The following is a 22,366-nucleotide window of genomic DNA, read 5'->3' as shown; positions in this document are numbered from 1 at the left end:
ATGAAGATATTTCACGCCTTAGGACAAGATGCCCATCTAAGTTACGCGGGTCAAGTTTATACAAAATATATCCCCATTAAGGAAGAAGTAGAACTCGATCTCGGGATTGCACCAGATGTAGAGGTCGAGCCAATCCTCATGGAAGAGCATTCAGAGAATTACACATTTAACAATAAAGGAAACATTACCGGCCTTGATCGAATCCAGCGATGGGACATTAAGCTGGAAAATAACCGTAGCATCCCGATTCGCCTAGAGGTATGGCGAAATTTCCCCCACGCCTTCTGGAAGCTAGACAACGACCCAACTAATAAAGGGGCCTACGAGAAGGTCGACATTAATTCTGTGAAATATGTACTCGAATTACAACCTAACTCGACGGCGCGCCTAACCTACACACTGACTTTGTATGAGGGCGACCGGCAATATAAGCGATAAGGAGAGATCGATGAAACGCTCAACCATCACACTGGCCTTAATTTTCATCGGCATGTTGTGCCAATCCAGCTTAGTCTATGCTCGAATCAAGCTCGTGGCGTTGCCGGAGCGAGAAAATACGGTGGTAAGCCTAGACCACCCCACGGTTACGCTTGTAGAGGAAGAACGCACGCTGACATTGCAGAAAGGAATCAATCAGGTTGACTTCTCATGGAAGGGAGTCCACGTTGATCCGGACTCTATCCGCCTTGCTGTCTTAGAACACGCCGATAACGTCAAGCTCATCAACGTCAACTACCCTCCCAATGCGCAAGCCTTAGTCTGGGATATTTACAGCCCTGCAGCCCAACAAGAACGGGTGCGCATCAGCTATCTGCTGGCCAATATCGACCGGGTAGTCTCGTACGAAACGGTGGTAGATAACGATGAAACGCATCTCGACCTTGGCTCGTACCTCGTGCTACGCAATTTTTCCGGAGAAAGTCTGACGCATGCTAGTTTTCGACTCGACTATGGCGAGGTATTTGAAAAATCGATCCGAGACGGTGAAACCAAACGAATGTTATTCTTCGAAGCACCCAGGCTTAGCATTCAAAAACGTTTTACGTTCGATGCGGCGATACAACCCTGGGATCCCTCAAAACTGAGCACCAACGTGGGGATCCCTGTGCATTATGAAATCCCCAATAACACCGCAAACAGCCTCGGCAAACATGCTCTATGGGGTGGCAAGGTCCGCCTATTCCAACAAGATGGTCACGGCAGCACAATATTTCTCGGGGAAGACAATGCGATGTATACGCCGATGGGACAGAACATGAAGCTGCATGTGGGCAACAGCCGTGATCTCGTGGTGACACAACGAAAGCTGCAAGAAAAACATACGAATGTCAGGCGCAATAAAAAGAACCGCATAATACTCTACGATAGCCTCGAACATATGCAGGTAGAGATTGAAAACTTCAAGGACAAAAACGCCACCATCACTGTGCTTGAGCCGATGTCCGGCGAATGGAAGATCATCAAGACTTCTCATTCATATAAACGCAAAAACGCCAAGCAGATTGAATTTACGATAGAGGTCCCTGCAAAAGACAAGATTACGCTGATTTACCACTATATTCGGGAGAACGTAAGGCCATCGTGATCAGACTCGCTAGACCGGATACCGGTAAACAACTCACATCGGCAGCGTACCGTAAAAGCATATTGGAGATTTGATGTTCGCTGGGTAGCAGCGGCGTAGGAGATGCCCTTTAACGACCGGCGAGATCAACCCCTGTTTTCAGCCTGATAATCACGGATAAATTGGTCAACCATCTTGAAAATGTCATCACCGATCTTTCTTAGCTCAAGTGCTTGGACTTGGTTGTTCCTTGCATCGGACCAGAGGGGGGTAGAACTGGGCACATTGTGTTTCACGCCGACTTTCACAAGATACGAATAGATGCCTGTTGTGGTGTTATAATTCACATGCAGCTTGATTTCCATCAGAGCAGCTGTTGGCGTACCAATGGCGTTTTTACGGCCCTGCACAGTCAAACCCGCGCCTTGTAAACGTTTAGTCACTTCGTTCTGCACCTTTGTCTCATCGAGACCGTGCCGTCTATATTTCTTGCCGATACCCACAGTTTGGATGACGACGGTGTCGATAGAACCGAGCGTAACATAGGCAAGCTTACCCTGACCCGGCTGTGTCGGCGTTTCCGGCGCTGGGGGCACGGTGGAGTCTGCCGCCTGCAAGCGCTTGATCCCCTCCACCTCAATTGCTTTTCTGGCCAATTGAATCGACGAGGACACCAAAACAGCTTGCATGGCCTGGAACCGACCAGGGACCTGCGGCTGCGTCGCAAACCGATCAAACTGCGGCCCCATGGCAGCTTCCAGCCGCTCCATCCGCTCACGGGGTGGTGGGTGCGTCTTGAACATAAGCGCGAAGGCATTGTCCTGAGGATTCATGCCATCCAGCGTGACAAGGACACCGACAAGGCCGTAGGGCACGTATCCACCCCGTGTCGCGATCACCACACCCATGCGATCCGATTGAAACTCATCTTCCTTATCCAGGCCCCGGGCATAGAGCTCCATGCCAACGCCAATCAAAGGATCGACGTTGTAACCTGCCTGATCGGCAGCGATGCCGACCGCATCCGATAGCATTCCCGCCTGGGCATTCTTTTTAATAGCTGCTATATGGTGCCGCTTGAGGACGTGCGAGATTTCGTGGGAGAGCACGCCAGCCAGTTCGCCCTCATCCCGCATCCTCAGGAACATTCCCTTCGAGATGAACACATAACCGCCAGGCACCGCAAAGGCGTTCACATCATTCGTTTCAAGGACACCAAATCGCCAGGGCAAGTCTGACCGCTCAGTTTGAAGCGCAAGCCACATACCGACGTCATTAACATAGTCCTGGACTTCCTGGTTATCGACGAGCGGCGCAGCACCTAACAACATCGACGCCAAGCCAGAACCGATCTCGAGTTCCTCCTCCTCATCGATGGTGGAAAACGCGTACTGGCTCTTTGAAACGAGTCCAGCCACTTTGTTGAGATCGACGGTGGGACCGCCCGTGGATGCGCAGCCGGCGACTAGCAAGCTGCATAGCGACAGCACAATCCCAACATCCAAGGCGTATCTCATGTGGACTCCCTTATTGCAGGCGACCCCGAATCGCTATGGCTCGTTCGATAACCGGTCAGACGCTTCTAGATAATCCAAGTGCTGAGGCTTAAGGTTTGCGGATGCAGCAACCCGGGCAGCCCGTTGCACGTTGCTCCTGTATTGGTCGAGTTTCGAGACCTCTTCCGGATCAGGTTTCGCCGCCGCAAGGTCCGCCGCATCCATTCCGCGAATGCCGATGGTCGAGGTAACTTGGGGGCCGTGCTGGGTGGGCTCGCCAAACAACATGCCTAAAAACCTGCCGAGGCCCGTTTCACCACTCTGCTCACGCTGAGCCGCCTCACCGCTCAGTCGCACGTCATAGGTACTGACCCAGCCTTCACCCTGACCTTTAGAAAGCGCTCGAACGCGCGACCAGGCGCCCCTCCGCTCAATGATCTCCACCTGGGTATTCTTCGGCACCTTACCAACGGTGCTCGCCTCAGCATCCGGTGTTGCCTTGAGTTCCACATCGAACAACGTGACGCCCTGCTCCCCGGCAATCGCTATCGGGGTACCCACCAGCAGGGCGACAGCAAGCAGCAAAGAGGTTAGCCGGCCCATGGATAATTTAATGAAAGATTCAGCTCTCCCACTGACAAGTTTAATCCGGAATGGGCCTTTCCCCTAATCCCTTGGCTTCTTCCCACAACGCGTCCATCTCCTCAAGGCTCGCTTGATCAACGCCCACGCCACGGGTCGCTAGGGCGCACTCAATGTATCGGAACCGCTGCTCAAATTTCGTATTTGCCCGCCGCAAAGCCCCTTCCGGATCGACCTTTGCGTGCCGAGCAAGATTTACACAAGCAAACAGAAGATCGCCTATCTCGCCCATGACCTGATCCGGTTTGCTGCCGCTCTTTAACGCATGACGTACCTCCTCAAGTTCTTCCTCAACTTTGGCGAGCACCGGTTTAACATCAGGCCAGTCAAAACCAACCCCCGCCGCACGCTCCTGTAGCTTTTTAGCCCTGGCCAAGGCAGGCAATGCCTTACCAACCCCGTCCAGGGTACTCGTGGTGCCGTCGTGGGCAGCCGCTGCCTGACGCTCCCGCTGCTTATGCGCTTCCCAAGCTTCCGCTTGCCGATCAGCGTCATGGATGCTGGCATCGCCAAACACATGAGGGTGGCGCCGAATGAGCTTGTCCATGATCCCTTCCACCACATCGTTAAAAGCAAAAAACCCGGATTCTTTAGCCATTTGTGCGTAAAAAACAACCTGAAACAACAGATCGCCAAGTTCGTCACGAAGATCTGCCATATCCCCACGTTCGATTGCATCAGCAACCTCATAGGCTTCCTCCAGGGTATACGGGACAATGGTCGCAAACGATTGTTTGCAGTCCCAAGGACACCCCTCATTCGGGTCTCGAAGTCTGGTCATGATGTCAAGAAGTCTTCGAATCGGTTCCATTGCACAGTTCCACCATACCGACCTGCTGATCTGCTGATCGACGTTCTGCGGTTAATGACTTGATTTTATGCGCATTATCGCATACAACATGCGTGTCTCGAAGGAGGCGTTGCGCACGCGCGGTACAATTAAAACTTGATTAATCTGCGTTTCACAATGTCCAAAGAAGACTGTTGAGGATGCCGCCCCTAATCTTGCGACTCGATGTAGCCGGTGCACCCGTCACGTGGATCCCGTGGCAGAACGCCATTTGCCTGTATTGCCGCGATATGGTGGCTTGGACAGCTGGTGACAGGGCATTTACTTTTAGGGGCGGGATTGCGCGCGCAACAGGCATGCGCTCGTCTGTCACTGTAAACTCAATCATTGCCGTCAGACGCTCCTCCATTCATAAACATGTTAAGCGTACTATCCCTCCGCTTACAAACCAGGAGCTGTTTCTGCGTGATGGGCACCTATGCATGTATTGTGGGGGAGAGTTTTCGCAACAACACCTGACACGTGACCATTTGATGCCGATGTCGCGTGGCGGTAAAGATCGGTGGTCTAACGTCGTAGCCACCTGCAGGTCGTGCAACACCCGAAAGGGTAACCGGACGCTGGAAGAAGCCGGCATGTCACTGCTTGCCGTGCCCTATGTGCCGAACTGGGCCGAGTATTTAGCGCTGTCCAACCGACGTATACTCGCAGATCAAATGGAATTTCTAAAATCCCAATTCACCGGAAGACGCAGGCTATTTAGCACTCAATAAGTTCCAGTTCCGGCTCACTATTGAGCCCTTCCCCGCAAAGCCACGCAGCTCGGCATACATACATCGGTTGATGGCACGTTACTCGCAACTGAGTAGTGGTCTCAACAGAATTAACGGAGGAAATTGATGAGGGTACATCCCACACATGTCACTATGGGAAACCTGTCCTGATTAAGTAATGGAGCTCTGACTATGGATCGCCGATCGAGATTCGGTGCGGCAAAGCGCATTCAGTCAGTGCAGACGCCGATCATCCCGGTCATCGGAGAGCTTATCCGCAGCCATCCTGGCACGATTTCGTTAGGCCAGGGCGTTACTTATTACGGTCCACCGCAATCCGCCATAGATCGACTCCAAGATTTCCTGAGTTCACGTTACACCCACGAATACGGTCCAGTTGACGGTATCACGCCACTGATCGATTCGATCAGATCCAAGCTCGAGCGCGAAAACGCCATAGTAAGCAACACTGCAAGTCGTATCGTGGTTACTGCTGGTGCAAACATGGGCTTTCTGAATGCCCTATTGGCTATAACGGATCCGGGAGATGAGATCATCCTGCCACTGCCCTACTATTTTAACCAGGAAATGGCCATCGGCATGGTGAACTGCAAGGCTGTGTTGGTCCCTACCGACAGCAATTATCAGCTATGTGTCGGCCGCATTCATGCGGCGATTACCAAGCGTACACGGGCAGTCGTCACGATTTCACCAAACAATCCAAGTGGCGCGGTCTATCCAGAAGCTGTACTGAGAGAAGTCAACGATATTTGCTACCAAAATAAAATCCATCACATCAGCGATGAAGCCTACGAGAATTTCACTTATAACGGTGCACGGCACTTTTCACCAGGTTCCATATCTGGAGCCGAACAGCACACCATTTCACTATTCTCATTCTCCAAGGCTTATGGGTTTGCGAGTTGGCGCATTGGGTACATGGTAATACCTGAAGACCTGTATTTGTCGGTCGTAAAAGTGCAAGATACTAATTTAATATGCCCGCCAGTCGTATCTCAGTATGCAGCCCTCGGCGCATTAGAAGCGGGCTCGGAGTATTGCCGACAGAAACTAAAAGTTATTGTAGAAGTACGCAAGATCATATTGGAGGAACTGAAACCCCTTCGTTCATTTTGCGCAATTCCCGCGCCCGAGGGCGCGTTTTATTTGCTGATTAGGGTTAACACAGGCATCACGTCAATAAAGCTGGTGGACCGGCTGATAAAAGAATATGGTGTTGCAGCGATACCGGGTGATACCTTTGGCATGCACCAAGGATGTTACTTACGTGTAGCATTTGGTGCCCTGAATATTGACACGGCGACCGAAGGTATAAGACGACTTGTGCGAGGGATGAAGGCGATAATAAAAAGCAATTCGTAATGCCGTCACGATAAAACGACAGGACGTAGAAAATGAAATCACCCGTTAGTCTTTTCGTCGCATTCTGGATGATAACGACCTGCTGTGAGGCCATGGATACCAACGGTCACTACGCCGTCTGGGGGGCTGGCAGAAAATCCTGTCATGAATATAACCAAGCAAGGGCGGCAGGTGATTATACGGAGTTTAAGGCCTACATAATGGGCTATCTAACAGCCTATAACACCAATACGCCTGAGACCTACCGTATCACGGGAAGCACTGATTTAAATGGCGTACTCGATCGGGTAGACACCTATTGCCAGAAATCACCTGTTCGCGGATTTGAAGCCGCCCTTAGGAATCTCACCGAAGAACTATATGCGGAACGTTGGAAGAATGCGCCTGTCTCGCGCACGCTGAGGGAATATAAGTAAGTACCGTCAATTTCTGCAGAATAACACGCATGGCTTGCCATCGCGGTGCAGCGAATCGGTCGCAAGATAATTTCAATTGGCGCAGGCGTAACGTGGATGAGGCGTTCTTGTTCGACAGAGTAAAAGCAGTTGTGTGGATCCTATGATCGGCGCCATCGCCGGTGACATCATCGGTTCCGTCTATGAGGGCAATCCCGTAAAACACAAGGATTTTCCTCTTTTCACGCCGCGATCAACATTTACCGATGATACCGTGCTTACCGTGGCGGTGGTCGACGTTTTGCTAACGGGCGGCGATTACCGAGAGACTTTCTGGCGTTATCACAGGGAATACCCCGATCGGGGATACGGTTTTGGCTTCACTCAGTGGGCCACCTCGACCCAAGCACATCCCTATCATAGTTTCGGCAATGGCTCGGCGATGCGTGTGAGTCCAGTAGGCTGGGCCTTCGATACCCTAGAAGCGGTTGTCGAAGAAGCCAAGCGCAGTGCAGAGGTTTCCCATAATCACGCCGAAGGCATCAAAGGTGCCCAGGCGACCGCCGCTGCGATCTTCCTCGCTAGGACCGGGCACACTAAGCAAGAAATCAGAGATTATGTCACATCCACATATCAATACGATTTGAACCGGAGCTTGGACTCGATCCGACCCCAATATACGTTTGACGTGTCATGCCAGGGCTCTGTGCCGGAATCCATTATTTCGTTTTTGGAATCAAAACACTATGAAGACGCAATCCGCAATGCAATCTCGCTAGGTGGGGACAGCGATACCATGGCGTGCATTGCAGGCGCAATCGCCGAGGCCTACTACGGCAGCGTACCCGCCGTTATCCAGACCGCTGTCTTCGCCCGGCTTGTCCCCGCGCTCGTGAAGACGCTCGAAGCGTTTGCCATGAAAAACGTTGCCTATATGCCGCATATTAAGATCCCATGAACGTGTGCGTGACGGTCTTCAAGAGCACCGTATTTCCTATGTATGCACCATTGATGCAAGCCAAATATGCCAGCTAAAGCAATTGCGAAACCTAGCAAAATAAGCCATTATTAGGCCTGCGAACTCAGGAGACCTCTAAGGGGGGACCCTATTACAAAAGGACAAATGGGAGATTCAACAATGCGACTAAATTTGCTAAAAGTTTCAATTCTGGCGCTTTCATTAGGTCTGGTTGGTGGTTGCGCAGTGACTCCAGAGCAGCTCGATGAAGTGAGGGCCACAGCCGACCAGGCATTGGCTGAGGCACAAGCTGCCAGTGGCAGGGCGAATAATGCCCACACGGTCGCTTCCGAGGCGGCTTTTGCGGCGGCCGAGGCGGATGCAGCGTCGGCAGCGGCGTTGGTGTGCTGCAACGAGAATTCGGACAGGATTGATCGGATGTTCCAAAAGGCGATGCTAAAGTAGTCTCGGTAAAAAAGCACAACGAGGGGCCCTGTGGCATTCAGCCATGGGGCCTTTTTTCTTTCTAAATCATACCCCGCTAGGGGTTGCGATCCATTTTGGTGTCTAGCCGAAGTTGCAGGCTGCTGAAAGGCCCCCTCACACCAAGCAGCGGTGGCCGCGCTATTGGCGGCTGCTTATCCACTACTTGTGCCATCTGAATCTCTGGTGGGGGTTCGACGCCTACGGGAATGGGGATCCCTCGGGATTCGGCCCGGACCAGCCGTACCTTGTCCCAATCAACTTCCTGGGATCTCTCTTTGGTCGCACTGACAATGAGTTCAACGACAGGCGTCAGTTTATTCTTGAACGCCTCCTTGTCTTCAGTCAAATACGGATGTGCCTCCAAATATAATTGGCCCCCAAGCCAACCGACCTTATAGGGTTGGTTAACAATACGGACAGGTGTGCCGACGTCTATCTGGTAAAACAGCCGCTCGATATCCTCAGGGTAGAGGCGGATACAACCGTGACTGACGCGCATGCCTAACCCGTAGGGCTTATTTGTCCCATGAATCAGATAGCCTGGTAGGGCAAGACGGAGCGCATAGGCCCCCAATGGATTGTCCGGTCCCGGAGGAACAACTTTGGGTAACGGATCGCCATCGGCCTCATGCTCCGCTCGGATGGATTCAGGCGGATACCAGGCTGGGTTTTCAACCTTATCGGCCACTTCGGTCAGCGTATAGGGTGTCGACCAGTTCTGGCGACCGACGCTGATAGGATGTGTGATAACGACACGCGGCTCACCCGGTTTTGGTTTGGGATAGTAATACAAACGCATCTCGGGAATATTGAGCACGATGCCCTCCCGTGGGGCCGCTGGAAGTATGTAGTAAGACGGGAGAACCACGTGCTTGCCCGCCCCCGGCAGCCACGTGTCAAGGGTTGGATTCGCCAAACGGATCTCGTGATAGCCCTGATTATGGTCGCGGGCGATATCGAGCAAGGTATCTTGAAACTCCGCCCAGGTGCTCTGCAACTCACCCACGATGTCATCGCCATTAGGCGGTAGCATATAGGTCTCTGCTTGTACGGGTAAGCATTGCGCCGCAAAACAGAGGGCCAGCACACCGCTCAACCTGCGTATATAGGCATCGATACCGGTCCGCACGTCATGCATTGTGCTCATTGCGCTCCACCGAACATGCCGTCCAGTGTCCAGGAAAAGATAGCCGCATTCAAGGCTTCCCGAATCCCCGCAATTCCCATGGGCATCCTACAGAAATCACAATTTTGAGCGATGGAAGCTCGGAATGCTGGCGTCATCACACGATCCATCATTTCATGCAGAAGCCGGCTGTTCGGAACCGACGGTGGTCCCGGGATAACGGGTCTCCCCGATGCGCAGCAGGCTTGGCAAGAGTATTAGGGTAAATGCGGTACTGATGCTCATACCGCCCACGATCACACCGGCAAGTCCTCTATAAAGCTCGGTCCCCGCTCCGGGCATAAGCAGGAGTGGCAGCATCCCAAAAATACTGGTGAGCGTGCTCATGAGAATGGGCCGCAGGCGCAAATTAACTGCCTGCTCTACGGCGGCCCGCCGGCCTAACCCTTCGCGTTCGGCAGCGCGTGTCTGATAAACAAGTAAAATTGCGTTGTTGACCACTAGGCCAAGCAAAATGATGAAACCGATCATGGTAAGCAGATCCATGGGCTGAAAAACCACAAGATTCGTGAGCCTTAGGGCGACAACCCCGCCCACAGTGGCGAGTGGAATGGATAGCAACACCATCAGACTATCCAAGAATGATCGAAACAACGCACTCATCAAGAGATACAAGATCGCGATAGCGAGCAAAAAACTGCCGCTCATGCTCTTGAGTGCGGTCTGCAACTTGTCCGCCGTGCCGGTGTAGCGAATATCCCCATCGGTGGGCATGAATGGCTCCACCACTGGCTCGACCCGCGTACGCAATGCCTCCAGTGCCGCTTCCAGGGCAACATCTTCTGGCGGGGTCACACGCAAGGTCACCGTGCGCCGACGGTTAATCCTTCGGATCTCCTCTGGACCGGCGGTGCGCACAACTTCGACCAGCTCGCTAACGGGGAGTATCCCGGCGTTGGGCGTTGCAAGTGGAATGCTCATCAACTCTTCCGGTGTCTTCCACTGCTCTGCGCGGACGATAATATCGATGGTCTGTTCGCCATCGAAATAGTCCCCCACGTAAAGGCCATCACCCAGCGCGCGGACCACATTGGCCATAATGCCCCGATTCCAGCCAGCCTCGGCAATACGTCGCTCATTGGGCACCAAGCGCAGTTCCGGCTGGGCGAGTTCAAGCCCCGGGTACGGGCGGACCGAGGCCCCAGGGATCACCTGAGGAATGGTAACAAATGCCACTTGTGCGGCTTTCAACAACGACTCCATGTTGCGCCCCTGTAGATCCATGTCGATGGTCCGCCCTTCACCGAAGCCGCCAAACAATGAAGCGCGCTTTGCAAAAGCGATGGTATCGGGAAACCCATTCACGACGGCGTTGAGCACGGGGACTAACTTGTCTGTCTCGGCCGGGTCTTGCGTCCGGGCCCCCATGAAAACACCCCGCGCAATGGCAACAAAGAAATACTGCATGATTTTGGGGTCATCCGTACCTTCCACGTAGGGCTGCATGCGGGTCGCGATCACTTGTCCCATCTCTTGCTCGATCTGCTCGATGCTAGCCCCCGGCGGCGGCAAGATGAACGCAAACACCAGATTGCGGTTACCCTCGGGCAAATAATCTGCCTTCGGAAGCAGCTTATAAGCGCCCACCACTGGGACGCTCAGCAGAACAATGATCCACATGGCGCGTCGAAACGGTGTATCCGTCAATCGCATGATGGCGCCGCTTGCCGTTACCCACCAGTGGCGGTGAGGATCATGCAGCGTTTGATGTCTCAACCACTGGCTTGCCGCGGTCGGTATGACGGTCACGGCAACCACAAGTGACGCACACACCGCGACCGAGATCGTCAGTGCCAGATCCGCGAATAGTTGGCCTGCCTCATCCGCGAGGAAGACCACAGGCAGAAAGATAGCTACCGTCGTCACGGTAGACGCCAAGAGTGCCCCCCAAACCTGGGTCGTGCCGTTGAGTGAAGCGACGTCGTACGGCTCACCGCGCTCGCGAAGCCGCACGATGTTTTCCAACACCACGATGGCGGCATCTAACACGATGCCGACGGCAAATGCCAGACCGGCAAGCGAGATGACGTTCAAGGTACGTCCGCTCGCATCCAGAACGATGAAAGCACTGAGCAAGCACAGGGGGATGGTCGCTGCGACTATTAAAGTGGCCCGGAGCCGGCGCAGAAACCACCACAGAATACTGACGGCAAGGATGATCCCCATGCCGAGATTGTTGCGGAGCATCTCGATTGACCGGTAGATATACACGGTCTCATCGTAGACCTGTTCAATAGTCAGGCCCGCACGCGCTAGGGGCCCGGCCTCCAGTTCTATTGCCGCTTGATGAAGGCCACGCATGACATCCAGTACGTTGACTCCGACCTCACGCTGGGCATTAACTGCAATCGATAGTGTCCCTTTGGTAATGACGAAACTGTTGCGGTCGACCAGTCGCTGCTCAACCTTTGCCAGATCGCGCAGATAAACGGGTTTACCATTGCGCCAGTCGATAACCAGCTCGCTGAGCTCTTCAACCCGGTACTTCCCAGCAAACCGGACGCTGTATTCGCGCTTACCCACGTCCGCAAAGCCAGCTGAGATGTCTTTGCCTGTGCCGGCCAGTTGCGAGACCACCGGGAGTTGTACACCAAGGCTGGCAGCCTTGTACGGGTCAAAGGTTATGCGGATCTCGCGTTCGCGCCCGCCGTAGATCTCGGAGCGGGCGACCCCTGGCACCCGTTCAAAGCGCGTCTGCACGACCTCCTCCACAAAATCTTTATAACTTGATATGTCACGGTCGTTACCCGGCTGGGGTTTGATGATGAACCATGCGATGGCCCGGGCGTCCGCACCGACCGTGCTGATAATGGGTTCGTCGGCATCCTCTGGATAGCGTGGCACCTGATTGAGCCGGTTCATCACTTCCACCAGGGCGCGGCGAAGGTCTGTGCCAACGGCAAAGGTGATGGTGATCTCTCCTCTGCCCTCTTGTGCCTTCGCAAGCAATTCCGTCATGCCCGGGAGACCGCGGAGCACATCTTCTTGGGGTTCGATGATGTCTGCCTCGACCTCATTTGGGGCAGCCGCCCGCCATGGCGTCGTGATGGTGATCTCGGGCTCCTCAACTTCCGGGGTGAGCTGGATAGGCAGGCGTGCAAAGCTGATGGCACCAAACAGGAGTGCCAGCAACACGGCCACCATTACAGCGACGGGATTACTAAGGGAGCGCCGGGTGAGGGTCACTGGGCCGCGGGATCGGGTTGGATCAGGACCTTCTGCCCCGGGCGCAGGCGCTCGTTGCCTCTTATGACGATTTGATCACCTGGCTGGATAGGCCCGACTACCTCAATGAGGGTGCCATCGGCGATTCCGGTACTGACCTTGACTGACTCAGCCGTCCCATCGTCGAGGATTCGGTAAACAACGATGCCATCCCGGCGTATCACCAAGGCATCGCGAGGCACTGTCACCACAGCGCGTGGCGCCGCAATGGGCACCGCAACACGGACGTCCTGTCCAGCCGCCCATACGGGTTCCGACAGATCCAGCCGGAGTTCATAAAGATGTGAGCGATCGTCCCCTACCGGAACCAGGGCGCGGACAGTTCCTACCCCCAGGTTATCGCCATTCTCCTGGATCAGCAGTTCGGCTCCTTCTCGCACATGCCGAATCGCGGCAGGCGGAGCGCTCGCCACGACTTCAAGTATGTCCGGATTAACGAGTCGAACCACAGGGTCGCCTTCGCCGACATGCTCACCCGCACGCTGGAATCGCTCTGTCACAACTCCAGGGAACGGTGCGCGAATCACGGTCTTGTCCAGGAGGTCTTTGGCCTGGGCTAGGCGCGCCTCTGCTGCCTTCAGCTCAGCCTGATCCCAATCACGGTTCGACCGGACCTCATCGAGGCGGTTTTTCGCCGCATTATTCTCCTTCGCCAGCTGCGCGAGGCGCTTTGCCTCCCGCTCATTAAACCGCAGACGGGCCGTTATGCGAGCAACGGCTGCCTCGGCCTCTGCTACCTGCAAGCGAAGCGTCAAGTCGTCGATTCGCGCGATGACATCGCCCTCACTCAGTCTATCGCCGACGTCCGCAACACTTTCCAGCTGACCTTCTACCTCGGCGGAAATGCGGGAATCATGGCGCCCAACCACCGTCCCGGCCACCCATGAGACGGGCGCAAGCTGCTGCATCTCGGCATCCACCACCCTAACGGGCACCAGCGGTACACCGTTGTCAGCCTGTGCTACAGAAACACTGCCCAAAAACAGCATGACGGCTAAGAAAGCGATTTTCATGAAAATGGTCTGATTAGGAGAATGCATAACTATAGCTGCTTGAGCGCTGCAACCGCTAGTAGCAACCATCCCAAAATGAACGCTAACCCTTCAGGCAGGGCAACCAGCGAAACCCATCCAATCCCTTGAGTCCCGGTGACGTACAAACTGCTTGAGAATAACAAAATTCCAACGAAAAACATCGAGCCCCTGCAACCAACAAACGGTCGCGAGGTAGCCAACGCACAACCAAACCAACGAGTAATAGACCAAGCGCTCGGATAAACTGGCACTTTACCCCGGTTTGGAAAACAGTGAACTTTTCGTTCCAAAAATAATGTCTAAGCTCATGGGTGCCCAATGCGCCAAACAGCACCGCCATAAGGCCGCAGCGACTCCCTAAAATGACACATCGCTTTGAAATGAAACAACGGCATTTAAGTAGAGAATTAGACGGGCCAAGCTTTAAGAGTTGCACTAATTGGATCATAATTCGCACCGGCTTCGATGAACCACAACTTTATGCGGTCAAGCTAACAATCAGAGCGATCACCTCATGCAGTTAGTACTACTTGTCATTTGTTTCGTCTTGCCATTACTTGCGCCTGCCGAGCCCCTTTCCATCGGTTCGCCCCATAAGCTCTCAGAATCCTACCGCGACGGGGATCGATACATGGGTATCCGCCTTCTGGGTGCAATTAGGCTATCAAAAACATCACTCAACGGATTAAAGGTGCGGGAATTGTCGGATCTTGCGTGGGACGACGACCAAGGGATCCTATACGCCGTGTCAGACAATGGGCATCTACTGCATTTACGGCCGGTATTTACTGGCGACATACTGACCGGCGTTGACCTTCTGAACGCTTACCCACTGCGCGATGCTGATGGCAAGATATTGCAGGGGCCAATGTCAGACGCTGAAGGATTGGATATCGTCAAAAGTACAAATGGCAAAAAGGGTGACAGCGAACTTATTATTTCTTTCGAGCGCAAACCGCGCGTGCTGCGATATAATCCGGATGGAACACTGATCGATGCATACGTGTTACCCCCGCCTTTACGGGATATTTCAAATTACAGCGACAGCAACAGGGCGCTGGAAGCCGTAACTATCCACCCGGAAATGGGTGTATTGACCGGGCCTGAGCGACCCTTAAAAAATGCTGAACCAGGCCTGATGACGATTTACTCGCTGAATGGCCATCAATGGGCCATCACGCCCTATGACCCTGAACATGGTGCACTCGTTGCCCTTCTGGCGCTGGACGACGGTTCAATTTTAATACTCGAACGCAGTTACTCCTCCATATTCCAACCGATTACTTTTGCCCTTCGCCGAATCCGCATCTCTTCAGTCAACCCGGTAAACAACCCTGTGTCCGTAGAGGAAGTTGTTCACTTCAGTACGCGTGATCAACTGACTATTGATAATTTTGAGGGGCTCACACACCATAAAGAAAATCGCTTCTTCATGATCAGCGATGACAACAATAGTGTCATCCAGAAAACCCTTCTCGTTTATTTCGAGATACTCGACCCAACAGATAGACAGGCCAACAGAGCCTGGGGGCTCTTCGGCACCCTACCCCCAAGAATGCGCCAACCTGCCACGTGGCGGTGCCCATTCGACCCTATATGAGGCAGGAACTGTCCGATGTGCAAGTACTTTCTCCCTTGACGGGCCAGAGAAAGTACGCAACTATTTCTTAAGTCGGATGCCTAACAGCAGATAAGGTCCGGTTATCCTTGCGAGCGATAATCTAGCTACGCGCACCTTGCGAGGCGATTCCGCGTAGAAAAGAACTGATAAGACTATGGATCGAGCATCCTGTTACGATAATGTGTCGAGTTTTGCCTTTGTTCTGCTGACACTCGCGGCAGTTGTCAGTACGGTGTTTCTCGCGTCGTGTCACCCCCCACCTAAACCTGATCCAGAAAGCGAGCTTATCACAAAGGGGCGTGATATTTTCTTTAACGAAACGTTCAATGGAAACGGCAGAACCTGCGGGACGTGTCATCGGGAAGAAAATAACGTTACCATTGACCCGCCTTTTATCGCCACACTACCGGATGACGATCCGCTGTTTGTTGCCGAATTTCAACCTGCCCTGAAGGAAAACTTCGAAAATCCACGTCTGATGCGAGAATTCGGGTTGATTATCGAAAATCTTGACGGATTTGATGATCTGGCCAACAAGTTTACGCTACGTGGCGTACCACACACCCTTGCCCTGCCAACATCAATCGACAGTCCCCAGGGACCTCGAACGGGCTGGTCCGGTGACGGCGCCCCGGGAGATGCATCGCTGCGCTCGTTTGCAACGGGGGCGGTCATCCAGCACTTCACCAAAACACTCGATCGCGTCCCAGGGGAAGATTTTCGGTTACCGACAGATGAAGAACTCGATGCGTTAGAAGCGTTCCAGCTCTCGCTGGGGAGGCAGACTGAACTAGCCCTGCCGCTCCCACTAAAAGGCACCGTCGCCAAGCGAGGTCAGGAAATCTTTCGCGACAACACGCTCGGCAAGTGCAACATTTGCCACTTCAATGCCGGCGCGAATGCAAATGTCGGCGGTCAGGACCTGGGTAATGCCAACTTCAATACGGGTGTCGAAGATTTGCCGGACCAACCACAAGACCTGACCGGTGAACTCGTGCCGCCAGATGATGGATTTGGTACACCCGGGGACGGTACATTCAACACACCGCCGCTCGTGGAGTCGGCCGACACCGGACCGTTCTTCCACAACAATGCCATTGAGACCATTGAAGGGGCGGTTGCCTTCTATATTGGCGACGCATTCAATAATTCTCCCTCCGGCCAGTTTCTGGCGAGTCTTGACCCCAACGGGATAGGAATTCGCCTCGATGCAACGCAAGTCGTTGAGGTGGCAGCCTTCCTCAGGGTCATCAACGCCCTGGAGAACATCCGACAGAGCCTTGAATTTCTGGAGGAAGGTGCGCATAACGGCTTTTCACGGCGGAAAGAAGCCCAACGCTTGTTTAACCTGGCAATCGTTGAGACGGACGATAGCATCATGGTCTTAGAAGGTGCTGGCCTGCATCCAACAGCCCTCGCCCATCTACAAGAGGCCAAGCACTTAACAGAAAAGGCCTTGCGCCGCGTATTTTTTAGAAAGCACCCCGCGAAGGCGGCCATTCGCGAACTCGAAAAAGCCAGGGCGCAGATAATTGAAGTGTCGTAAAACCTTCGCTTTAAGCCTGGCACAGAAGGAAGAAAAGTATGCAGAGTTCAATATTCCGAGTCAGCTTAGCGATCGCCTTGATCTCTAGCGCCACCATTGTATACGCAGAGCAAGCAACCGAAATTTTTATTCCAATTGGACAATCGCCCGGGCTTTCACACAAGTACACAATTATCGGGGAAGTAGAGGCCATTGATGCCGATGGACAGACGATGAAGATAAGCGCACCGTCTGGATCCCATAACGTAACACTGACCGAGCGCACTCAAATCTGGTTAGATCGGTCCTCGCTAAAATTAACCAACCGCGACGGAACGCCAGCAGATATTCAGATCGGTAGAACAGTTGAAGTTAACTACGAAGAAGATGCGCCCAATGGCGATGCTAAATGGGTTAAAGTACAAATAACCGAGCCGTAGAACCAAAAAACAAATCGCCTGCTAAGTTGTAAAACGATTTGCGTACTGGTGGCTAGCTGAGTATATAAATAAGCCAAACAAGGGCGTCTCTTATACTACATACTGGTTCACTTATACGGAATTATAAAAATGTTAAGATCCGTACTTCGTGTGGTTGAGGATGTTGAAGAGGTTTATCTTTATACAGATGAACTGACCTATGAAGAAGATGTAGTCCCAACCGTCGTTAATCACAAACTTCATCAGACGCTCAAAGTAAAAGGCTATGAAGGGACGTTCACAATCTTTAATGAGCGCTATCTTTTTGTTATTGTGAAAGATTTTTTCTCAAAAACCAAAAAATACTGGTTTAATCTCACATACCTCGATCCCAATCCAAAGCGGCGCCTCCAGATTTCCTGGCCATGGTTGATAACCACGCTAACACTGATTGGTATTGGTGGATTACTCTTCCTGTTTCGGGACACATCAATCCAACCATTAAGCATTGAACCTACTTTACCTATTTTACTCTTGCTAGGTGTCTTAGGACTTGCGTCATTTTTGACATTACTCTACCGCTCAGAGGACAAGTTGGTGTTTTGCAGTCAGTATGGTAGGACAAATTTGATTGAGCTGATTTATAAAAACCCAAATGCCATGGAATTCCAGAGTTTTGTTAGAGACTTAGTCCACCATGTTGCGCAAGCGAAAAAAGAAAGCCTGCAAAATGAGGCTGAACGGCTGGCTGGTGAACTGCGAGAGCATCGCCGCTTGCGTGATGGCGGTGTCCTTCCTAATAAAACGTACGAAAAGACCAAAGCCAACATCCTAAGTTACCATCCAAAAGAAAAACCGGCATCGCAGATCAATATCCACTAACATCTATATCGTGATAATAGAAGTCACAGCCGGAGAAGTTTAGCCACTTAATCATAGTCACATCTATTTCTGTCATACACTGCTGTTCCTACCCATTTCGTTTTTTCAAAACACTTGCATTTGATCGGAACTCATTTGCAGATCTGTGAAACATGGCCTGATCCGTTGGATCACTTTATCTATACTTGTGGCGAATGGCCCCTTCACCCGCGAACCGGTCATTGGCCCAGATCAAAGATGTTGCTATCGCGCATGGCATAAGATTATATAACCATATGAATCTAAAGATATTTTCTATATGAATCTTGATAACGGAGTAGCATAGGCATCATGCAAGAATCACGGCTCAAGCTCTTGCAAGGAATGCCCGTTTTTGGCGGGATTAGCGAAGATGCTTTGGCCTTCATGCTGGATCTGTCGCCCATTATCAATATTGCAAAGGGGGAATTCTTTTTTCGAGAAAATGACAAAGGTTCGTCAATGTTTGTCTTGGAAGAAGGTAAAGTCGCAGTCCTGAAACCCTGGAAAGGACATGATTATCTATTAAGATATCTTGAAAAAGGAGACTGCTTCGGGGAAATGGCATTGATCGATTTTTGTCCGCGCAGTGCCTCTGTCCTTTCCGTTGAGGACTGCGTTGCCATCGAACTAACAACAAGCACCCTTCACAAACTCTATGAAAAAGATCTTGAGCAGTTCGCTATGATCCAGATGAATATGGGTAGAGAGGTGACGCGACGGCTTCGCGAGGCGGACAAGCAATTATTTCAAGCGAAAGTCGAAGCAAAGCTGATTAATGGAACTTATGAGTTCCATTCCACATAGTGAACGTTTGGAATAACTTTAATGATACGTCTATCGAGATATCTCGAAAAACCAATGCAGCCCTAGGACGCGGCGCTGAATGCCATTTTGTCCTCTATCGATAGAATCTCTCCTAGAATTCAATCCCGAAGATAAGCCGCGTCTGGAAGTTTGCCTCGCTGTTGATACCCGTTACTTGATATGTCGGGGTAAGGACAACCCACCACTCATGTCCGTGATACGCGATATTTGGGCCGATATAGACCACATGGTCTTGCCAATCAGACCATTCCTTGAGTTCGATCTTGTGGTCCAACTCGACACCGGCACGGACGCTTGATGTCAATTCATAGCTCGCACCAAGGTTATTCTCAAAAACCCCCTTGCTTTCTGTGTAATTGAAATCATCGCCCTCCCACTCGGCCTCCACTACACCGTTCCAGACAAAAATCCAGGATCCAAGATTTTTCTGCAGAATGAGCCTCGGTTCCAATACCAGTAGTTTATCGCCGATCCTGATCTCACCGTAGAGGGCAAATCCGAACGGATCACGCCTGGGATCCGCTAACTGATAGATATTCTCCATCGCGATATCCCGAAACTCCGCGCCATCATCGACACTGTTTCCATCCTGGTAGCGCCAGTCCGCATAGAAGGCCAACTGCCAACGCTCGGTCATCCCAAACTCAAGCTCATGGCGGATATCAAAGCGATCGAATGCGGGGTCAACGTCCTTGTCCGCCCTCCAGGTCACCCACTGCTCGTATTCCCTTTCATCCACATGGGCAATCGTGGCTTCGTAAGGGAAACTAAAGGCCCGTGCTGCGTACACATAATCGATGGAAAATATTATAATAGCAATAATTACAATGAGTTGCGAAAAAGTGACCCAAGGGGAGCACGCTCTTATCATGATCGCTTCTCGGTCGGCTAAGTTGTTTGCAAAAGAAAACCATAATACGAATGAGTTTCATTTGCAACTATTCAAGGGCCGCGTTGCGCACCCCATCTACCAGCGGCAAATAGCCCAGTGCCCTACGAGGAGACCCGCCCCCTGCCCCACGATGCTCGCTGCGGCCCTAACGCACAGCTCGCCATCCCTCACGAACGAACCCCCTGATCCATCCCATGCAAACGCCCCGACGGATGGCTCGCCACGATACCGTCCCTCATAAGCCTTTCGGGGCATTGCAATGAACAGTGGGAGCACCAGAGGCGGCGCCTGCCAAGCGGTGCGCTAGATACCTCGAAGCGCCGGCATTTCCGCAAGCGCCTTGAGTTCCGCATCGGGCCCAAACGGCAGGTATTCACGACCCTGATCAAACCGATTAATCCATGCAACCCGGAAGCCAAACGCCGCGGCGCCCGCGACATCCCACCCGTTGGACGATTGAAATGCAATTTCCCCAGGCTTTACCTTCAAGCACTCAACGGCAAGCTGGTAGGTGCGCGGATCTGGCTTGTAGACCGCTACCGCTTCGATGGACAAGGTTTCATCAATCAACTCGTCGAGTTCAGCATGCTTCACCCTGGCTTCAAGCAGTGCCGGTGAACCGTTTGATAAGATAGCGACCCGCAGGCCACTCCGTTTCAGCGTCCTGAGCGTCTGAAGCACCTCGGGATAACATGTCAGTTCCCGGTACGCCCCTAATAGGTCTTCCCGCAATTTTTATCTTGGATGCCAAAGTTATCGAAGGCAAAATCAAGCGCGTCCTCTGTCACCTGTGAGAAATCTGCATGGCGTCTCATTAGGCTGCGTAACCACGTGCACTCGAGCTGCTTCGTGCGCCACAACATCGAAAGTTCGCCGGCCACATCACCAAGACAAGACGCTCGCAATGTGGTCCCACAGCCGAATGCACGTCAAAAAGCGTCCCCTAGGCGTCAAACACGCACACCTTTATATTTCGAAAATGTAGCCCGTTTGACATCCTGAACTCGTTTCATCTTGCGCTGAGGTTACTGCACCGTCGGCTTACGCCGGCATCCCATCTCTACCCAACGACTCAATTTCCCAAGCTTTATCTTTCCAGCAAATTTGGCATCAGTTCCACAAGATTACAGGGCCGTGTGCGGTAGTCCAGCTGATGCTGGATCAGCTTGTCCCATGCAGTCGCACATGCTCCTGGAGAGCCGGGAAGGCAAAATAAATAGGTGCCGTTTGATACACCGGCAATTGCGCGAGATTGCAGCGACGACGTTCCGATCTCCTCGTAGGAGAGCACACGAAAAAGTTCACCAAACCCGCTGATCTCCTTGTCCAAGAGTGGTTTCACCGCTTCCGGGGTTCCGTCCCGTCCCGTCACGCCCGTACCGCCGGTTGTTAAGATCACCTGCACAGCCGCATCACTGCACCAGTTTGCTACAGCTGCTCGGATTTGATGGACATCGTCCGGTACGATAATTTTTTCATGGAGTGTATGCCCCGCTTTTTGTAAGCGGCTAATCAGTACTTTCCCCGAGGTGTCCTTTTCCTCGGTTCGGGTATCAGAAATAGTAAGTACCGCGACATTCAGCGGAACAAATTGCCTTTCATTGCTACCACTTGCTTCGTCCGACATGGGCGGCTCCTGGTAATAACCTACAGCGCCAACTTATTATAGAATCATAGTGTAACCCAGAAGGGATAACAAAGCTGAAACCTAAGTATAGCGCGGTTGTTAGCGTGTTCAAGATTCGTGTGTGCCATTTATGTGACGCGGTGCACCCTATTTAACATCAATATCTGCGAGTCTCCCGAAGGTACGGGCTTTGTCCTGAGGGCGCAAGCGGGCATAACGCTTTACGATTACAGGATTGCTCCAGCTACCAGCGTACATGAGTTCAGACTCTGTTGCGCCTGCCTGAGCCAACCATGAAGCGCCCGTGTGACGGAGAGTGTGAAAGGTTGTGCGCGGGTCGATGCCCGATTTCTCAACTGCGGTGCGCCACGTTTTATTACCGATAGTCGTTAAGTGTCTGCCATCTTTTCCAAATGTCCAAACATACACGGCGTTCTTTCCCACCTGTCGATTGAGCGCGTCGAATGCTTGCGGTGAGAGCGGGACTACTTGTCGCTTGCCCGCCTTCATATCCTTACCTTCGATGTAGACTTCGCGGCGTTCGAGATTCACATTCTCCCACTTGAGGCCAATCACGTTTTGCTTCCTGAGTAGGGTGAACACCGCAAACGTCACAAGGTCT

Annotated in this window: 22 protein-coding genes; 12 read left to right on the top strand and 10 right to left on the bottom strand. The window is 52.5% G+C overall.

Annotation, left to right across the window (positions count from 1 at the left end; genetic code table 11):
- Together O6944_01930 and O6944_01925 are read left to right on the top strand one after the other, a co-directional pair.
- The coding region (locus O6944_01930; protein MCZ6717903.1) for a hypothetical protein at nucleotides 1-438 on the top strand (438 nt) is incomplete at its 5' end.
- A 10-nt stretch (nucleotides 439-448) separates the two neighbouring features.
- The gene (locus O6944_01925; GenBank protein ID MCZ6717902.1) at nucleotides 449-1,585 is read left to right on the top strand and encodes a hypothetical protein; all 1,137 of its coding nucleotides are present in this window, start codon (nucleotides 449-451) and stop codon (nucleotides 1,583-1,585) included.
- A 125-nt stretch (nucleotides 1,586-1,710) separates the two neighbouring features.
- Here O6944_01925 and O6944_01920 read toward each other — a convergent pair whose 3' ends face one another.
- The 3 genes from O6944_01920 to mazG are packed head-to-tail and all read right to left on the bottom strand — an operon-like array spanning nucleotide 1,711 to nucleotide 4,513.
- Nucleotides 1,711-3,081 carry a M48 family metalloprotease gene (locus O6944_01920; protein ID MCZ6717901.1) on the bottom strand — a complete coding sequence of 457 codons (1,371 nt, stop codon included), beginning with the start codon at nucleotides 3,079-3,081 and terminating at the stop codon, nucleotides 1,711-1,713.
- Nucleotides 3,082-3,114: 33 nt separating this feature from the next.
- Nucleotides 3,115-3,663 (bottom strand): SH3 domain-containing protein, encoded by a 549-nt coding sequence (locus O6944_01915; GenBank protein ID MCZ6717900.1) that lies wholly within the window; start codon nucleotides 3,661-3,663, stop codon nucleotides 3,115-3,117.
- Nucleotides 3,664-3,703: 40 nt separating this feature from the next.
- Complete coding sequence (gene mazG, locus O6944_01910; GenBank protein ID MCZ6717899.1) at nucleotides 3,704-4,513, bottom strand: nucleoside triphosphate pyrophosphohydrolase; 810 nt, start codon at nucleotides 4,511-4,513, stop codon at nucleotides 3,704-3,706.
- Between the two features lie 179 nt (nucleotides 4,514-4,692).
- Here mazG and O6944_01905 point away from each other — a divergent pair, with 179 nt between their 5' ends.
- The 5 genes from O6944_01905 (at nucleotide 4,693) to O6944_01885 (ending at nucleotide 8,466) form a co-directional block, all read left to right on the top strand.
- A complete protein-coding gene (locus O6944_01905; GenBank protein MCZ6717898.1) occupies nucleotides 4,693-5,265 on the top strand; it encodes an HNH endonuclease in 573 nt (190 codons plus the stop codon).
- Nucleotides 5,266-5,457: 192 nt separating this feature from the next.
- On the top strand, nucleotides 5,458-6,648 hold the full coding sequence (locus O6944_01900; GenBank protein ID MCZ6717897.1) for a pyridoxal phosphate-dependent aminotransferase: 1,191 nt from the start codon (nucleotides 5,458-5,460) through the stop codon (nucleotides 6,646-6,648).
- Between the two features lie 32 nt (nucleotides 6,649-6,680).
- A complete protein-coding gene (locus O6944_01895; protein MCZ6717896.1) occupies nucleotides 6,681-7,064 on the top strand; it encodes a hypothetical protein in 384 nt (127 codons plus the stop codon).
- Nucleotides 7,065-7,206: 142 nt separating this feature from the next.
- Complete coding sequence (locus O6944_01890) at nucleotides 7,207-8,001, top strand: ADP-ribosylglycohydrolase family protein (GenBank protein MCZ6717895.1); 795 nt, start codon at nucleotides 7,207-7,209, stop codon at nucleotides 7,999-8,001.
- Between the two features lie 180 nt (nucleotides 8,002-8,181).
- Complete coding sequence (locus O6944_01885) at nucleotides 8,182-8,466, top strand: Lpp/OprI family alanine-zipper lipoprotein (GenBank protein MCZ6717894.1); 285 nt, start codon at nucleotides 8,182-8,184, stop codon at nucleotides 8,464-8,466.
- Between the two features lie 76 nt (nucleotides 8,467-8,542).
- Here the strand turns inward: O6944_01885 and O6944_01880 are convergent, their stop codons facing one another.
- The 3 genes from O6944_01880 to O6944_01870 all read right to left on the bottom strand — a co-directional run bounded on the left by O6944_01880 (nucleotide 8,543) and on the right by O6944_01870 (nucleotide 13,911).
- A complete protein-coding gene (locus O6944_01880; protein ID MCZ6717893.1) occupies nucleotides 8,543-9,634 on the bottom strand; it encodes a L,D-transpeptidase family protein in 1,092 nt (363 codons plus the stop codon).
- A 153-nt stretch (nucleotides 9,635-9,787) separates the two neighbouring features.
- Entirely contained in the window at nucleotides 9,788-12,859 is a 3,072-nt protein-coding gene (locus O6944_01875) for an efflux RND transporter permease subunit (GenBank protein MCZ6717892.1), read from the bottom strand.
- The gene (locus O6944_01870; protein ID MCZ6717891.1) at nucleotides 12,856-13,911 is read right to left on the bottom strand and encodes an efflux RND transporter periplasmic adaptor subunit; all 1,056 of its coding nucleotides are present in this window, start codon (nucleotides 13,909-13,911) and stop codon (nucleotides 12,856-12,858) included. Before O6944_01870 ends, O6944_01875 begins: the two co-directional genes overlap by 4 nt.
- Before the next feature lie 535 nt (nucleotides 13,912-14,446).
- Here O6944_01870 and O6944_01865 point away from each other — a divergent pair.
- From O6944_01865 to O6944_01845, 5 genes are all read left to right on the top strand, one after another.
- Nucleotides 14,447-15,532, top strand: a complete 1,086-nt coding sequence (locus tag O6944_01865; GenBank protein MCZ6717890.1) for an esterase-like activity of phytase family protein — start codon at nucleotides 14,447-14,449, stop codon at nucleotides 15,530-15,532.
- 175 nt (nucleotides 15,533-15,707) lie between these two features.
- The gene (locus tag O6944_01860) at nucleotides 15,708-17,099 is read left to right on the top strand and encodes a hypothetical protein (GenBank protein ID MCZ6717889.1); all 1,392 of its coding nucleotides are present in this window, start codon (nucleotides 15,708-15,710) and stop codon (nucleotides 17,097-17,099) included.
- Nucleotides 17,100-17,137: 38 nt separating this feature from the next.
- Nucleotides 17,138-17,518 (top strand): hypothetical protein, encoded by a 381-nt coding sequence (locus O6944_01855; protein MCZ6717888.1) that lies wholly within the window; start codon nucleotides 17,138-17,140, stop codon nucleotides 17,516-17,518.
- A 129-nt stretch (nucleotides 17,519-17,647) separates the two neighbouring features.
- Complete coding sequence (locus O6944_01850) at nucleotides 17,648-18,379, top strand: hypothetical protein (GenBank protein ID MCZ6717887.1); 732 nt, start codon at nucleotides 17,648-17,650, stop codon at nucleotides 18,377-18,379.
- Between the two features lie 330 nt (nucleotides 18,380-18,709).
- The gene (locus O6944_01845) at nucleotides 18,710-19,204 is read left to right on the top strand and encodes a cyclic nucleotide-binding domain-containing protein (GenBank protein MCZ6717886.1); all 495 of its coding nucleotides are present in this window, start codon (nucleotides 18,710-18,712) and stop codon (nucleotides 19,202-19,204) included.
- Between the two features lie 112 nt (nucleotides 19,205-19,316).
- Here the strand turns inward: O6944_01845 and O6944_01840 are convergent, their stop codons facing one another.
- The 4 genes from O6944_01840 to O6944_01825 form a co-directional block, all read right to left on the bottom strand.
- On the bottom strand, nucleotides 19,317-20,096 hold the full coding sequence (locus O6944_01840) for a hypothetical protein (GenBank protein MCZ6717885.1): 780 nt from the start codon (nucleotides 20,094-20,096) through the stop codon (nucleotides 19,317-19,319).
- Nucleotides 20,097-20,420: 324 nt separating this feature from the next.
- The gene (locus O6944_01835; protein ID MCZ6717884.1) at nucleotides 20,421-20,849 is read right to left on the bottom strand and encodes a haloacid dehalogenase type II; all 429 of its coding nucleotides are present in this window, start codon (nucleotides 20,847-20,849) and stop codon (nucleotides 20,421-20,423) included.
- Between the two features lie 355 nt (nucleotides 20,850-21,204).
- Entirely contained in the window at nucleotides 21,205-21,744 is a 540-nt protein-coding gene (moaB, locus tag O6944_01830) for a molybdenum cofactor biosynthesis protein B (GenBank protein MCZ6717883.1), read from the bottom strand.
- Between the two features lie 147 nt (nucleotides 21,745-21,891).
- A partial coding sequence (locus tag O6944_01825) for a tyrosine-type recombinase/integrase (GenBank protein MCZ6717882.1) occupies nucleotides 21,892-22,366 on the bottom strand: 475 nt, incomplete at its 5' end.

Source organism: Gammaproteobacteria bacterium (genome assembly GCA_027296625.1).
Lineage (GTDB): Bacteria > Pseudomonadota > Gammaproteobacteria > JAKEHO01 > JAKEHO01 > JAKEHO01.
This window is presented reverse-complemented; position numbering and strand designations above follow the sequence as displayed.

Coding starts and splice junctions, on each gene's coding strand:
- O6944_01925 (MCZ6717902.1), top strand. CDS start 449: ATGAAACGCTCAACCATCACACTGGCCTTAATTTTCATCGGCATGTTG.
- O6944_01920 (MCZ6717901.1), bottom strand. CDS start 3,081: ATGAGATACGCCTTGGATGTTGGGATTGTGCTGTCGCTATGCAGCTTG.
- O6944_01915 (MCZ6717900.1), bottom strand. CDS start 3,663: ATGGGCCGGCTAACCTCTTTGCTGCTTGCTGTCGCCCTGCTGGTGGGT.
- mazG (MCZ6717899.1), bottom strand. CDS start 4,513: ATGGAACCGATTCGAAGACTTCTTGACATCATGACCAGACTTCGAGAC.
- O6944_01905 (MCZ6717898.1), top strand. CDS start 4,693: ATGCCGCCCCTAATCTTGCGACTCGATGTAGCCGGTGCACCCGTCACG.
- O6944_01900 (MCZ6717897.1), top strand. CDS start 5,458: ATGGATCGCCGATCGAGATTCGGTGCGGCAAAGCGCATTCAGTCAGTG.
- O6944_01895 (MCZ6717896.1), top strand. CDS start 6,681: ATGAAATCACCCGTTAGTCTTTTCGTCGCATTCTGGATGATAACGACC.
- O6944_01890 (MCZ6717895.1), top strand. CDS start 7,207: ATGATCGGCGCCATCGCCGGTGACATCATCGGTTCCGTCTATGAGGGC.
- O6944_01885 (MCZ6717894.1), top strand. CDS start 8,182: ATGCGACTAAATTTGCTAAAAGTTTCAATTCTGGCGCTTTCATTAGGT.
- O6944_01880 (MCZ6717893.1), bottom strand. CDS start 9,634: ATGAGCACAATGCATGACGTGCGGACCGGTATCGATGCCTATATACGC.
- O6944_01870 (MCZ6717891.1), bottom strand. CDS start 13,911: ATGAAAATCGCTTTCTTAGCCGTCATGCTGTTTTTGGGCAGTGTTTCT.
- O6944_01865 (MCZ6717890.1), top strand. CDS start 14,447: ATGCAGTTAGTACTACTTGTCATTTGTTTCGTCTTGCCATTACTTGCG.
- O6944_01860 (MCZ6717889.1), top strand. CDS start 15,708: ATGGATCGAGCATCCTGTTACGATAATGTGTCGAGTTTTGCCTTTGTT.
- O6944_01855 (MCZ6717888.1), top strand. CDS start 17,138: ATGCAGAGTTCAATATTCCGAGTCAGCTTAGCGATCGCCTTGATCTCT.
- O6944_01850 (MCZ6717887.1), top strand. CDS start 17,648: ATGTTAAGATCCGTACTTCGTGTGGTTGAGGATGTTGAAGAGGTTTAT.
- O6944_01845 (MCZ6717886.1), top strand. CDS start 18,710: ATGCAAGAATCACGGCTCAAGCTCTTGCAAGGAATGCCCGTTTTTGGC.
- O6944_01840 (MCZ6717885.1), bottom strand. CDS start 20,096: ATGATAAGAGCGTGCTCCCCTTGGGTCACTTTTTCGCAACTCATTGTA.
- moaB (MCZ6717883.1), bottom strand. CDS start 21,744: ATGTCGGACGAAGCAAGTGGTAGCAATGAAAGGCAATTTGTTCCGCTG.